Origin of the sequence: Streptomyces sp. NBC_00597, from assembly GCF_041431095.1 — a bacterium.
Lineage (GTDB): Bacteria > Actinomycetota > Actinomycetes > Streptomycetales > Streptomycetaceae > Streptomyces.
In genome coordinates, this window is record NZ_CP107757.1 from 4,296,265 (window position 1) to 4,308,745 (window position 12,481).

Annotated in this window: 12 protein-coding genes; 5 read left to right on the forward strand and 7 right to left on the reverse strand. The window is 73.8% G+C overall.

Features of this window, described 5'->3' with window-relative positions:
• Positions 1 to 21: 21 nt before the first annotated feature.
• Complete coding sequence (locus tag OG974_RS19170) at positions 22 to 495, reverse strand: nitroreductase family deazaflavin-dependent oxidoreductase (RefSeq protein WP_327283920.1); 474 nt, start codon at positions 493 to 495, stop codon at positions 22 to 24.
• Entirely contained in the window at positions 495 to 1,697 is a 1,203-nt protein-coding gene (locus OG974_RS19175; RefSeq protein WP_371643860.1) for an acyl-CoA dehydrogenase family protein, read from the reverse strand. The genes OG974_RS19170 and OG974_RS19175 overlap by 1 nt, the downstream gene beginning before the upstream one ends.
• Positions 1,698 to 1,838: 141 nt before the next feature.
• Between OG974_RS19175 and OG974_RS19180 the strand changes: the two genes are divergently transcribed.
• On the forward strand, positions 1,839 to 3,032 hold the full coding sequence (locus OG974_RS19180; RefSeq protein ID WP_327283922.1) for an acetyl-CoA acetyltransferase: 1,194 nt from the start codon (positions 1,839 to 1,841) through the stop codon (positions 3,030 to 3,032).
• Positions 3,033 to 3,376: 344 nt separating this feature from the next.
• On the opposite strand, the gene OG974_RS19185 is transcribed toward OG974_RS19180, so the two are convergent.
• Entirely contained in the window at positions 3,377 to 3,898 is a 522-nt protein-coding gene (locus tag OG974_RS19185; RefSeq protein ID WP_328763062.1) for a hypothetical protein, read from the reverse strand.
• Positions 3,899 to 4,003: 105 nt separating this feature from the next.
• On the opposite strand from OG974_RS19185, the gene OG974_RS19190 reads away from it, so the two are divergent.
• Positions 4,004 to 4,699, forward strand: coding sequence for a pyridoxal 5'-phosphate synthase (locus OG974_RS19190; RefSeq protein WP_327283924.1), 696 nt, complete (start codon positions 4,004 to 4,006; stop codon positions 4,697 to 4,699).
• Between the two features lie 249 nt (positions 4,700 to 4,948).
• On the opposite strand, the gene OG974_RS19195 is transcribed toward OG974_RS19190, so the two are convergent.
• Together OG974_RS19195 and OG974_RS19200 are read right to left on the reverse strand one after the other, a co-directional pair.
• Positions 4,949 to 5,374, reverse strand: coding sequence for a Zn-ribbon domain-containing OB-fold protein (locus OG974_RS19195; protein ID WP_327283925.1), 426 nt, complete (start codon positions 5,372 to 5,374; stop codon positions 4,949 to 4,951).
• On the reverse strand, positions 5,371 to 5,823 hold the full coding sequence (locus tag OG974_RS19200) for a DoxX family membrane protein (RefSeq protein ID WP_327283926.1): 453 nt from the start codon (positions 5,821 to 5,823) through the stop codon (positions 5,371 to 5,373). The genes OG974_RS19195 and OG974_RS19200 overlap by 4 nt, the downstream gene beginning before the upstream one ends.
• Before the next feature lie 186 nt (positions 5,824 to 6,009).
• On the opposite strand from OG974_RS19200, the gene OG974_RS19205 reads away from it, so the two are divergent.
• The 3 genes from OG974_RS19205 to OG974_RS19215 all read left to right on the forward strand — a co-directional run bounded on the left by OG974_RS19205 (position 6,010) and on the right by OG974_RS19215 (position 10,649).
• A complete protein-coding gene (locus OG974_RS19205; RefSeq protein WP_328763065.1) occupies positions 6,010 to 7,221 on the forward strand; it encodes an NAD(P)/FAD-dependent oxidoreductase in 1,212 nt (403 codons plus the stop codon).
• 209 nt (positions 7,222 to 7,430) lie between these two features.
• A complete protein-coding gene (locus tag OG974_RS19210; RefSeq protein WP_327283928.1) occupies positions 7,431 to 9,665 on the forward strand; it encodes an acetate--CoA ligase family protein in 2,235 nt (744 codons plus the stop codon).
• A gap of 177 nt (positions 9,666 to 9,842) precedes the next feature.
• On the forward strand, positions 9,843 to 10,649 hold the full coding sequence (locus OG974_RS19215) for an enoyl-CoA hydratase-related protein (RefSeq protein WP_327283929.1): 807 nt from the start codon (positions 9,843 to 9,845) through the stop codon (positions 10,647 to 10,649).
• A 13-nt stretch (positions 10,650 to 10,662) separates the two neighbouring features.
• Here OG974_RS19215 and OG974_RS19220 read toward each other — a convergent pair whose 3' ends face one another.
• Together OG974_RS19220 and OG974_RS19225 are read right to left on the reverse strand one after the other, a co-directional pair.
• Positions 10,663 to 11,454 carry a VOC family protein gene (locus OG974_RS19220; RefSeq protein WP_329313820.1) on the reverse strand — a complete coding sequence of 264 codons (792 nt, stop codon included), beginning with the start codon at positions 11,452 to 11,454 and terminating at the stop codon, positions 10,663 to 10,665.
• Positions 11,455 to 11,590: 136 nt separating this feature from the next.
• Entirely contained in the window at positions 11,591 to 12,412 is an 822-nt protein-coding gene (locus tag OG974_RS19225; protein WP_327283931.1) for a hypothetical protein, read from the reverse strand.
• Between the last annotated feature and the right edge of the window lie 69 nt (positions 12,413 to 12,481).

Below are 12,481 nucleotides of genomic sequence, written 5' to 3' on the forward strand. Positions count from 1 at the left end.
ACCTTCGGCCGTCCGCCGCGATCAGCGACGCTCCAGGCGGAACAGCCGGATCTCGCGCTCGATGCGCGCCTGGTACGTCGCGTACGGCGGCCAGAACCTCAGCACGGCCTGCCACGCCGCCGCGCGTTCCTCGCCCTCCAGTAGCCGGGCCCGTACGGCGATGTCCTGGCCCTTCCAACTCACGTCCGCGTCAGGATGCTTGAGTAGGTTCCCGGTCCAGGCCGGGTGCCCGGGGCGGCCGAAGTTGGAGCCGATCAGGAGCCAGCTGACGCCTCCCTCCTCCGGCATGCAGGCGAGCGGCGTGGTGCGCGGTTCGCCCGTCTTGGCGCCCTTGGCGGTCAGGATCACGCCGGGGAGCATCTGGGCGCTGAGCATGACCTTGCCGCGGGTCAGCTTGTGCACCGCCTTGTCCATGGCGGGGATGAAGTGCGGTGCGATCTTGGCGAACAGCATGGTCGAGGAGACCTTCTGCATCAGCTTGACGCCGGGTGCCATCAGACGGCCGCCTTCTCTTGTGGGGTGGCGAACAGGCCCGCGCGGTGGGCGGCGTGCGCCCGCAGCCGGTGGACGGGACCGAACAGCAGCTCGTCGGCCGCAGCCCGTTTGAAGTACAGGTGCGCGTCGTGCTCCCAGGTGAAGCCGATGCCGCCGTGCAGCTGGATCGCCTCGGCCGCCGTGATGCGCAGGGCTTCCAGGGCCTGGGCGAGGGCGAGGCCGCCCTGCCGCGGGTCCCAGGCGGCGTAGTAGGCCGCCGAGCGGGCCGCCTGCACCTGGACGTAGAGGTCGGCGAGCCGGTGTTTGACCGCCTGGAACGAGCCGATGGGCCGGCCGAACTGCTCGCGCTGGCGTACGTAGTCCACGGTGCGGGTCAGCGCCTGACCGGCCGCGCCGGCCGCCTCGGCGGCGAGGGCCGCGGCGGCGGTGCGCCCCGTGGCGGCCAGTGCGGCGAGGACGGCGTCGCCGTCAGCGCTGCCGCCGGTATCGGTTCCGAGCAACTCTGCCGGGGCGTCGCGGAGTTGGATGCGGGCCTGCGGGCGGGTCTCGTCCAGGGTGGTCTGCCGCGACCGGACGAGCCCGGGGGCGTCCTCCCGTACGAGGAACAGCAGGGTCCGGCTCCGGGCGAAGCCGCCGGTGTGCGCGGTGACCAGCAGGAGGGAGGCGCTGTGGCCGTCGAGGACCTGCGCGGCCTCCCCGTACAACCGCCAGCCGCCGTCGTCGCCGGTCCGGGCCTGCACCCCGCCCGCCCGGCCGCCGCCGGCCCACTCGCCGGGGGCGTTGTCGCCCGTCAGGGCGAGGGCCGTGGACAGTGCCGGGCCGGGGACGGCGAGGGCCGCGGTGAGCCCGCCGGCGGCGAGCGGCGGGAGCAGTGCGGAGCACTGGGCCGTGGTACCCAGGGTGGTGATCAGCGGTACGGCGAGCGCGGCGGTGGCCAGCAGCGGCGAGGGAAGGAGCACCCGCCCGGTCTCCTCGCAGGCCAGCGCCAGGTCGGCGGGGGTGCAGCCGACGCCCCCGTACTCCTCGGCGACGGCGATGCCCGGCAGGCCGAGCTGCTGCGCGAGCTGCCGCCACAGCTCGCGGTCGTGTCCGGCGGCGGTGCGGACGGCGGCTTTGACCTCGTCCGGGCCGCAGCGTTTGCCCAGGACCTCGCGCAGGGTACGGCGCATCTCGTCCTGCTCCGCGGTGAAGGCGGCATCCATCGTCGGGCTCCTTCCCGTATCTGACGGGCCGTCATGTTAGGGCGGGCGACGAGAGATGCACAGGGGTCGGAGTCCTCGGGTCACCGGCGATGCGCAGGCGTGGACTAGAAACTGACTGAGCGTCAGATGTACCGTCTCCTCATGCCTGGACCCACAGCTGCACCTCGCAACGGACGCCGCCGGGTCGCCGTCGTCGGCGTCGCCCTTTCGGACTGCGGCCGGGTGGACGGCCCCACCCCGTACGCCCTGCACGCGCAGGCCGCCCGGCGCGCCCTGGCCGACTCCGGCCTGGACCGCTCCGTCATCGACGGCTTCGCCTCGGCGGGCCTCGGCACGCTCGCCCCCGTCGAGGTGGCCGAGTACCTGGGGCTGCGCCCCACCTGGGTCGACTCCACCTCGGTGGGCGGATCGACCTGGGAGGTCATGGCGGCGCACGCGGCGGACGCGATAGCCGCCGGCCACGCCAACGCCGTCCTGCTCGTCTACGGATCGACGGCGCGCGCCGACATCAAGGCACGGCGGCGCACCTCGAACCTCTCGTTCGGGGCGCGGGGGCCGCTGCAGTTCGAGGTCCCGTACGGGCACACGCTGATCTCCAAGTACGCGATGGCCGCGCGCCGCCACATGTACGAGTACGGGACGACGCTGGAGCAGCTCGCCTCGGTGGCGGTCCAGGCCCGCGCGAACGCCGCGGGCAACCCGGACGCGATGTTCCGCGACCCGATCACGGTGGACGAGGTCCTGTCCGGCGAGATGATCGCGGACCCCTTCACGAAGCTGCACTGCTGCATCCGCTCGGACGGCGGCTGCGCGGTGCTGCTGGCGGCGGAGGACCACGTACCGGACACGGCGAAGGAGCCGGTCTGGATCCTGGGCTCGGGCACCTCCGTCTCCCACACCACCATGTCGGAATGGGAGGACTTCACCGTCTCCCCGGCGGCGGTCTCGGGCCGGCTGGCCTTCGAACGGGCGGGCCTCACCCCGGCGGACGTGGACATCGCGGAGATCTACGACGCGTTCACGTACATGACCCTGGTGACCCTGGAGGACCTCGGCTTCTGCGCGAAGGGCGAGGGCGGGGCCTTCGTGGAGAAGGGCCGCCTCCTACGGGACGGGGAACTGCCGGTCAACACCGACGGCGGCGGCCTCTCGGCCTGCCACCCCGGCATGCGCGGGCTGTTCCTGCTGGTCGAGGCGGTCCGCCAACTCCGCGGCGAGGCGGGCCCGGACCGCCAGGTCACGAAGAGGAACGGCGCCCTACCGCAGATCGCCCTGGCCTCGGGCACGGGAGGCTGGTTCTGCTCGTCGGGAACGGTGATCCTGGGACGGGGGTGAGGGCCGCCTCACCGGGACCACCACCCGGCCGGCCGACGTTCGAGGCGCGGGCCCCAGGGGCGGCGCCCCGCACCAAGTCAGCCCCGCCGGCGATTGAGGCGCGGGGGCCCGGGGCGGCGTCCCGCACCAAGTCAGCCCCGCCGGCGATTGAGGCGCGGGGGCCCGGGGGCAGCGCCCCCGCAACGGCGCGGCACCAAGTCAGCACCACCGGCGTTCGAGGCGCAGGGCCCAGGCCGCCCCTGCACGGCGCCGCACCATGCCAGCCCCGCCGGCGCTTGAGGCGCGAGGTCCGCCCCCGGGGAACGGCGGGGCGAGCCGGCACCCGGCCCCGGCCGAGCTCACGTTCAGTACTGCCAGCGGGGCTGACTGCCGTCCAGCCGGCAATAGATCAGGCGGCCGTTCTCGGCGTGCGTGGACCTGCCCAGGTCGGCCTTGCGGCAGAACTGCCCCGCCTTGTAGCAGTTCCCGGCGTTCGAAACGATCTCGCAGGTGCCACTGGCGGGTTCGGCCGGCGCCTTCGTCGGCGCCTTGGTGGCGGGCGGGCGCGGCGTGCCGGCGCCCTCGCGGGTGGGGGCCGGCTTCGCGTCGGGCGTCTGCACGGCCGGCTCGGCGGTCGTGGGCGCGGGCGTCGGGGTCGCCGTGGGAGTGGCGGACGGCGACGGCGGCGCGGAAGTCGGTGTCGGCGTCGGGGTCGCCGTGGGCGTCGGGGTCGCGGACGCCGACAGGCTCGGCGGCGGCGACACGGCAGGGCCACCGCCGTCCGCCGGGCCGCAGGCCACTGCCGTGCAGGCGACCAGGAGGGCCACCGCCGCGCGCCGCAGCGCTCCGCCACGTATCGCGTTCGTTCTGCTGCCGCTGTTGCGCATGTTGGGCCCCCACCTCAAGTCGTTGAAGGCTGCACATCATAGGAACGGCGGAGGCTTCGAGTCCGGCGAACGCCGAAGCTGCTGCGATGGTGTTCGATGGGCGGCATGACCCGCGAGATCACGAGCGACGAGACGGCCGAGATCGAGGCGTTCCACACCACCCTGCACTCCCTGCGGGTGTGGGACGGCCCGCTACCCTCCTTCGATCCGCAGGCCGCACCGGCCGAGCCGCTGGCGCTCTTCCGGGAGTGGTTCCTGCACGCCGCGGGCGCCGGGCAGCCGGAGCCGCACACGATGAGCCTGGCCACGGTGGATGCCGACGGGCGGCCCGACGTGCGGATCCTGATGCTGCACGACGCCGACGGGCACGGCTGGCACTTCGCTTCGCACGCCACCAGCGCCAAGGGCCGCCAGCTCGCCGGGCACCCGGACGCCGCGCTCGCGTTCTACTGGTCGACGGTGGCCCGGCAGGTCCGGATCCGCGGCCGGGTCGCCGCCTGCGGGCCGCAGGAGAGCCGGGCGGACCTGGCGGTCCGCTCGCGGGGTGCGCTCGCTGCGGCGCTGACGGGCCGCCAGAGCGAGGTGCTGGGCTCGGTGCAGGAGCTGGCGCAGGCCTCGGCGGCCGCCTGGGAGCGGGCGGGCGCCGAGCCGGACGCCCCGGCCCCGACCTGGACCCGGTACGTGCTCGACGCCGCCGAGGTGGAGTTCTTCCAGGGCGACGCCGCACGGCGGCACGTCAGGCTGCGCTACCGCCGGACCCCGGACGGCTCCGGCTGGACGCGCGAGCTGCTCTGGCCGTAGGGGTCGACCGTGCCGTCCGCCACCCACGGGCCGGCACGGCACGAGCCGGCACGGCACGAGCCGGCACCGCACGAGCCGGCACCGCACGAGCCGGCACGGCACGAGCCGGCACCGCACGAGCCGGCACCGCACGAGCCGGCACCGCACGAGCCGGCACCGCACGAGCCGGCACCGCACGACACGAGCCGGCACAGCACGGCACGGCACGGCACGGCACGGTCAGGCCCTGGCCGGTCAGGCCCTGGCCGGTCAGGCCGTCGCGTGCGGCCCGGGGCGGAAGACCGCGATCAGGACGCCTTCCGCCGCTTCGCGGAAGGCCACCTGCAACGGCATGCCGATGCACAGGTCCGGCGGGGCGCAGTCCACGACCTCGGTCATCATCCGGGGGCCTTCGGCCAGGTCGACCACGGCCGCCGTGTACGGGACGCGCGTCCCGAACGGCGGGAGGTCGTTGCGGTGGATCACCGACCAGGTGTAGAGGGTGGCGCGTCCGCTCGCAGGCTCCCAGGTCACCCGGTCCTCGCCGGCCCAGCAGTACGGGCAGAACTCCCGCGGATAGTGGTGGGCCCGTCCGCAGTCCGCGCAGCGGCGCAGCAGGAGCAGGCCCTGGGCGGCCGCCTCCCAGTAGGGGCGGGTGAAGTCGTCGGTCTCGGGGAGGTCGTGGCGGGTGTTCACAGGAAGAGTCCCGTCGCCGCGTCGAGGGACCAGGTCTGCCAGGCCATGGCGAAGAGGGCGACGAGCGAGATGAGCGCCATCATCGCGTTCTGGCCCTGTTCGGCCCAGTCGTGGATCATCAGGATCAGGTAGAGCAGGTTCAGGAGCAGGCCGCCGACGAGGGCGATCGGGGTCAGGAAGCCGAGGACCAGGCCGAGGCCCAGGGCGAGTTCCGCGTAGACGACGACGTGGGCCATCAGGCGCGGGCGCGGCTGGACGACCTTCTCGAAGCCGCCCTTCACGAACGGCCAGCGGTGCTTTCCGGCGACGTCGGCGGCCCAGGCGATGCCGGTGCCGCGTTCGAACCAGCCCTTCTTGTCCTTGTGCCGCCAGCTCTCCAGCCACCACAGGCCGAGGCCTATCCGGAGCACGGCGAGCCACTCGGCCCCACTGAGCCAGACGGTCTGCATCGACCTCTCCCTTCAATCTGACGGCACGTCAGTTCAGCGGATGCCGGGCGATCGCGCAAGGGGCCCGGCCGGGCCCGGCCGGGGGCCGTGATCGATCCGCAATCGATTCCCTCCTCGTCCGAGACCCAACAACGCTGTGTGTCTATACGCTCACTCTTCATGCCCGGAGTCCCCACAGCCCCTGACATGTCCACCCAGCCCCGCCCGGTCTACGTGATCGGCGCCGGCCCCGGAGGCCTCGCCGCGGCCGCAGCGCTGCGCGCCCGCGGGGTGCGTGCGGTGGTCGTCGAGAAGCACGATGCCGTCGGCGCCTCCTGGCGGGGGCACTACGACCGGCTGCACCTGCACACCACCCGACGGCTCTCGGCGCTCCCGGGGCTGGCCATGCCGCGCCGGTTCGGCCGGTGGGTCTCGCGGGACGACGTGGTGCGGTACCTGGAGAAGTACGTCGAGTTCCACGAGCTGGAGATCGTCACCGGGGTCGAGGTGACGAGGATCGATCCGGCCCCCGGAGGGGACGGCTGGCTCCTGCACGCCACCGGTGGCCGGGTCCTCGACGCCCGGGCGGTCGTCGTCGCCACCGGATTCAACCACACGCCCGCACTGCCCGACCGGCCGGGCCGCGACACGTACGCCGGAGAGCTGCTGCACGCCCGCGACTACCGCAACGCCGCGCCGTACGAGGGCCGGGACGTGCTCGTCGTCGGCGTCGGCAACACCGGCGCCGAAATAGCCGTCGACCTGGCCGAGGGCGGGGCCGCGCGGGTGCGGCTCGCCGTGCGCACCGCCCCGCACATCGTGCGCCGCTCCACCGCGGGCTGGGCCGCGCAGCGCACCGGGATCATGGTGCGGCGGCTGCCGGTGCGGCTCGTGGACCGGCTCGGTGCGCTCGTCGCCAAGGCGTCGGTCCCCGACCTGACGGCGTACGGGCTCCCCCGTCCCGACACCGGCCTGTACAGCAGGGTCAAGGAGGGCGCGGTCCCGGTCCAGGACGTCGGTCTGATCGACGCCGTGCGCACGGGCAAGGTCGAGCCGGTCGCCGCCCTCGCCTCCTTCGAGGGCGGCGAGGTGGTGCTCGCGGACGGTTCGCGGATCGCCCCGGACGCGGTGATCGCGGCCACCGGCTACCGCCGCGGCCTGGAGGGCCTGGTCGGGCACCTGGACGTGCTCGACGAGCGCGGGCGCCCCCGTACGCACGGCACCCGCACCCCCGCGCAGGCCCCCGGCCTGTACTTCACCGGGTTCACCAACCCCATCAGCGGAATGTTCCGCGAGATGGCCCTGGACGCCGAGAAGATCGCCCGGGCCCTGTCCCGCCGGCTCGGCCCCCAGGTCGGGCGGCAGCCGTCCGAGGCGCTGCCGGACACCGGCCTGCGCCCGGTCGACCCGCTCGCGTAGTCGGTCACACAGCCGATCTCCCGCCCGCCCGCGCCCGCTCGCAGAACAGTCCGAATCCTGCCCTGGACCCACCCCGAAGGGATCTGTCACCGTTCCACACACCACCTCCACCACCTTTCCTGCGCAGCACTGTTCCTGACGGCGCGTCAGTTCAGTAATCTGACTACGCGTCAGTTATTGGGCTTCATCGAGCAGGAGCGGGCGGAACGATGCTTGGATCTACTCACGGCACCCTCACCACCGACTTCCGCGCACGTGTCGAGGCCTGCGGGGAGACCCCCAGGACGGCCGTCCATTCCATGGCGGCGCCGTCCTCCGAGGACACGGTCGCGGTGGACGTCAGCGGACGGCCCCTGCACGCCGACGTCCCCGACCTGGACCGGTTCTTCCGGCCCGAGTCCGTGGCCGTCATCGGCGCCTCCGACGCCGAGGGCAGGCCGAACACCGGCATCACCCGCCAGCTCGTCGCCTGGGCGGAGCGCGTCGGCGCCCGGATCCACCCCGTGCACCCCACCCGCCCCACCGTCTTCGGCCTGCCCTGTCACGCTTCCGTGGCCGACCTGCCCGAACAGGTGGACCTCGCCGTCCTCCTCGTCGGCGATCCGCTGCCGGTGATCGAGGAACTGGCCGAGGCCAAGGTGAAGTTCGCCGTCGCCTTCGCCTCCGGCTTCGCCGAGACGGGGGACGAAGGGGCCGCCGCCCAGGCACGGCTCGCCGCCGCCGTCCGGCGGTCGGGCCTGCGCCTCCTGGGCCCCAACACGAACCTCAACGCCTTCGAGGAGTTCCGCGACGACCTCGACGGCCCGGCGATCGCCCTGATCACCCAGTCCGGCCACCAGGGCCGGCCCGTCTACACCCTCCAGGAACTGGGCATCCGGCTCTCCCACTGGGCTCCCACGGGCAACGAGGCCGACCTCGAAACCTCCGACTTCATCTCCTACTTCGCCGAACAGCCCGAGGTCGGCGCCATCGCCTGCTACGTGGAGGGCCTCAAGGACGGCCGGTCCTTCCTGCTGGCCGCCGACCGGGCCGCCCGGGCGGGCGTCCCCGTCGTCGCAGTCAAGGTCGGCCGCACCGAGACCGGCGCCCGGATGGCCGCCTCCCACACCGGGAAACTGACCGGCGCGGACACCGTCGTGGACGCCGCGATGCGCCAGTTCGGCGTCATCCGCGTCGACGGGCTGGACGAGCTCCAGGACACCGCGGCCCTGCTCGCCCGGGCCCGCAAACCGCAGGCCGACGGGGTCGTCGTGTACTCCATCTCCGGCGGCACCGGAGCCCACTTCTCCGACTTGGCGACCGAGGCCGGACTCAGCCTCCCCACCCTCTCCCGGGCCAAGCAGGACGAGCTCCACCAGTGGATACCGCAGTACCTGAACGTCGCCAACCCCGTCGACAACGGCGGCCACCCGGTCGGCGACTGGCGCGGCCGGAAGATCATCGACGCGATCCTCGCCGATCCGTCGGTGGGCGTACTGATCTGCCCCATCACCGGGCCCTTCCCGCCCATGAGCGACAAGCTCGCCCAGGACCTGGTGGACGCGGCCGAGCAGAGCGACAAACTGATCTGCGTGGTCTGGGGCTCCCCCGTCGGCACCGAGGAGGCCTACCGCACCACCCTGCTCGGCTCTTCCCGGGTGGCCACCTTCCGCACCTTCGGCAACTGCATCACCGCCGTCCGCGCCTACCTCGGCCACCACCGCTTCACCGCCGCCTACCGCTCCCCCTTCGAGGACGCCCCGCGGACCCCGTCCCCCTCGTACCGCAAGGCGCAGGCGCTCATGCGCCCGGGCCAGCAGCTCAGCGAACACGCGGCGAAACAGCTGCTGCGGGCCTACGGGATACGGGTCCCCCGCGAGCAGCTCGTGACCAGCGCGGCGGCCGCGGTCCGGGCGGCCGGCCTGGTCGGCTACCCGGTGGTGATGAAGGCCTCGGGGCCGCAGCTCGCACACAAGACGGAGCTGGGCCTGGTCAAGATCGGCCTGACCTCGGCCAGCCAGATCCGGGACGCCTACCGGGAGCTGACGGACATCGCCCGCTACGAGAACGTCCCGCTCGACGGCATCCTGGTCTGCCAGATGGTGGAGCGCGGGGTCGAGATGGTCGTCGGCGTCACCCAGGACGACCTCTTCGGCCCGACCGTCACCGTGGGCCTCGGCGGGGTCCTGGTGGAGGTGCTGCACGACGCGGCGGTACGCGTCCCGCCGTTCGGCGAGGACCAGGCCCGCGCGATGCTGACCGAACTGCGCGGCCACGCCCTGCTGGAGGGGGTCCGGGGGGCGCCGCCGGCCGATGTGGACGCCCTGGTGGAGGTGGTCCTGCGGGTACAGAGGATGGCGCTGGAGCTGGGGGGTGTCCTCTCCGAGCTGGACATCAACCCGTTGATGGTCCTCCCCCGGGGGCAGGGGGCGGTGGCCCTGGACGCCCTGGCCATCTGCCGCTGAGCGCCGATGCGCGGCCCCGCCCCGCCCTTCTCCCGTTCCCCGGGGTCCAGCCCCGGACCCCGCACGGGTGCGGCACCGTGCGGGGGCTGGACCCCGGTAGCGGCGTCGCAGGCGAACGGGGGTCCGGGGCTGCGCGCTCCCACACCAACCACCTCACCCCGAGAGGGAGTTCCATCCATGACCAGCGACGGCACTGCCGACGAAGTCCTGCACCGCATCGAGAGCGGCGTCTCGTGGATCACCCTCAACCGGCCGGAGGCCATGAACGCCGTCACCCGGGACCAGCGCGAGCGCGTCATCACCCTGCTCGGCGAGGCCTCCGCCGACCCCGCCGTGCGGGCCGTCGTCATCACCGCCACCGGCAAGGGCTTCTGCGCGGGCGCCGACCTGCGCGGCGCCCCCGCGACGCCGGGCGAGCGGATCGCGGGCGACGTGGCCCGCATGATCCGGCTCGGTGCGCAGCGCCTGATCACTGCCGTGCTCGACTGCGAGAAGCCGGTCCTCGCCGCCGTCAACGGCACGGCCGCCGGCATCGGCGCGCACCTCGCGCTCGCCTGCGACCTGGTCATCGCCGCCGAATCCGCCCGGTTCATCGAGGTGTTCGTCCGCCGTGGCCTGGTCCCCGACGGCGCGGGCGCGTACCTGCTGCCGCGTCTGGTCGGCCCGCAGAAGGCCAAGGAGCTGATGTTCTTCGGCGACGCCGTCCCGGCGGCCGAGGCCGAGCGGCTCGGCCTGGTCAACCGGGTGGTGCCGGGCGAGGCGCTGGAGGCCACCGCCCGGGAGTGGGCGGACCGCCTCGCGCAGGGCCCGACCCGCGCCCTCGCGCTGACGAAGCAGCTGGTCAACGCATCCCTGGACGGCGGCCGGGCGGCCGCACTGGCCGCTGAGGCCACCGCTCAGGAGATCAACATGAGCACCGCCGACGCGAACGAGGGCGTGGCGAGCTTCGTGGAGCGCCGCCCGCCCAAGTACCTCGGGCGGTAGCCGCGGCGTCCGGTCACATCTGCGGGTTGGGCTTCAGCAGGGCGAACGCGGCGCCGGCCGGGTCCGCCACCCACGCGATGCGGCCGACGTCGGGCACGTCCGCCGCGGGCATGAGCACCGACCCGCCGTTCCCGCTGGCCGCGGAGACGGTGGCGTCGACGTCCGCGACGTTGAAGTACGGCACCCAGCGCGGCTTCTCGACCCCGCCGCCCGCGCCGTCGCCCATCGGCGCGACCCCGCCGAACGAGGTCTGCTGCTGGTCGCCCTCCCCCAGGCTCAGCACGCGGTAGGTCATCCCGGGCGTCTCCATCTCCTGGTTGCGCCAGCCGAAGACGCCGTTGTAGAAGCCGATGGCGGCGGTGGGGTCGGGTACGTGCAGCTCGGCCCACACCAGGGAGTTCTCGTCGGAGGCGAGCCCCAGCCCGGCGGTCTTGCCGGGCTGCCAGAGCGCGAACTCGGCGCCCTGCGGGTCGGTGGCCTGCGCGAGCCAGCCCTCGCCCATGACGTCCATGGGCTCCATCCGGATCTTCCCGCCGCCGGACTGTACGGCCGAGACCGTGGCCTGGATGTCGTCGGCCTTGAAGTGGATCATCCAGGCGGAACTCGCCCCCTCCTCGGTGAGCGGCCCGAGCGCGGCGACGGTCTTGCCGTTCACCTGGAAGAACCCGTACCCGCCCGCCTCGGGCCCGGCGGAGACGAACTGCCAGCCGAAGACCGCGCTGTAGAACGCGGCGGCAGCATCGGTGTCGGGGCTGCCGAGGTCGAGCCAGACGGGCGATCCGAGACGGAAGTCGGTGCCGAGCATGCGGGTCCTCCTGGATGACGGGGTGGATCGGGTGGATCGGGCCGGGGGCCACGATGCCGACGTCTCCGGGGGCTGTCCGCCGTACGGGTCCCGCCGGGGCAGTGGTTCACCCGTACGGGCGAACGGCGGGCCGCGACTAGGGACGGTGCAAGGTGGTGACCCAGCGGGCGTCGGGGTCGCCCGTGACGACGAACAGCTGCGGCCGGGCGACCGTGCCGGCCACCTGCCAGTCGCGCAGCGGGCCGCAGCCCGCGATCGAGAGGGTGATCCGGTCCCGCGGCCCCCCGGCTGCCGGGCGGCCGGCCCCGCGCTGCGACTCGAAGGTCCACGTCCCGGTCCCCGAGCAGTTGTCCCACAGCCTGGCGTTCCCGTGTACCAGCGCCAGGTTGCCGGCCTCCGCCTCCCCGTTCTCGTCCAGCCGCAACGAGTACGCGCCGCCGGCGCCGATCCACTGCCCGACGTACCGGCTCCGGTCCAGCCGGGGCGGCTCGTACGCGTGCCAGCGCGTCCGTTCCTGGAGGAACCCGCCGACCAGGGCGAGGAGCAGGGCGATCCCGGTGAGGGCGCCGATCCTGGCTGCCATCGCGCCCCACCGCAGGAGCCGGTGGCGCGCGTACCACGCCGCCGTCACCGGGAGCGCCCCGACGCCCGCGACCCAGGCCACCGCCCAGCCGAACGGGGCGCCCCACAGGGAGACGGCCCCCCACGCGTACGCCGCGGACACCGCGGCGGCGCCCAGCGCCGAGCTGGCCGCCGCCCACCGCGGGTTCCCCACGAGCCGCTCCAGAACCATCGCCGGCAGGCTGAACAGCAGCCAGTGCAGGTACCCGGCCAGGACGACCAGGAGGAGCACCTGGGGGGCCTGGGCGAGGACGCCGCCCGCGAAGCCGATGCCGTGGTCGTCGCGCATGCCGGCGGTGGCGAGGAAGACCGCGCCCGCCACGACGAGCTGTGCCATGAAGGCCAGCTCGGCTCCGGTCGCCAGGTGCGACCACCTCCCGCCCCGCGCGGCCGGAACCGGTCGCGG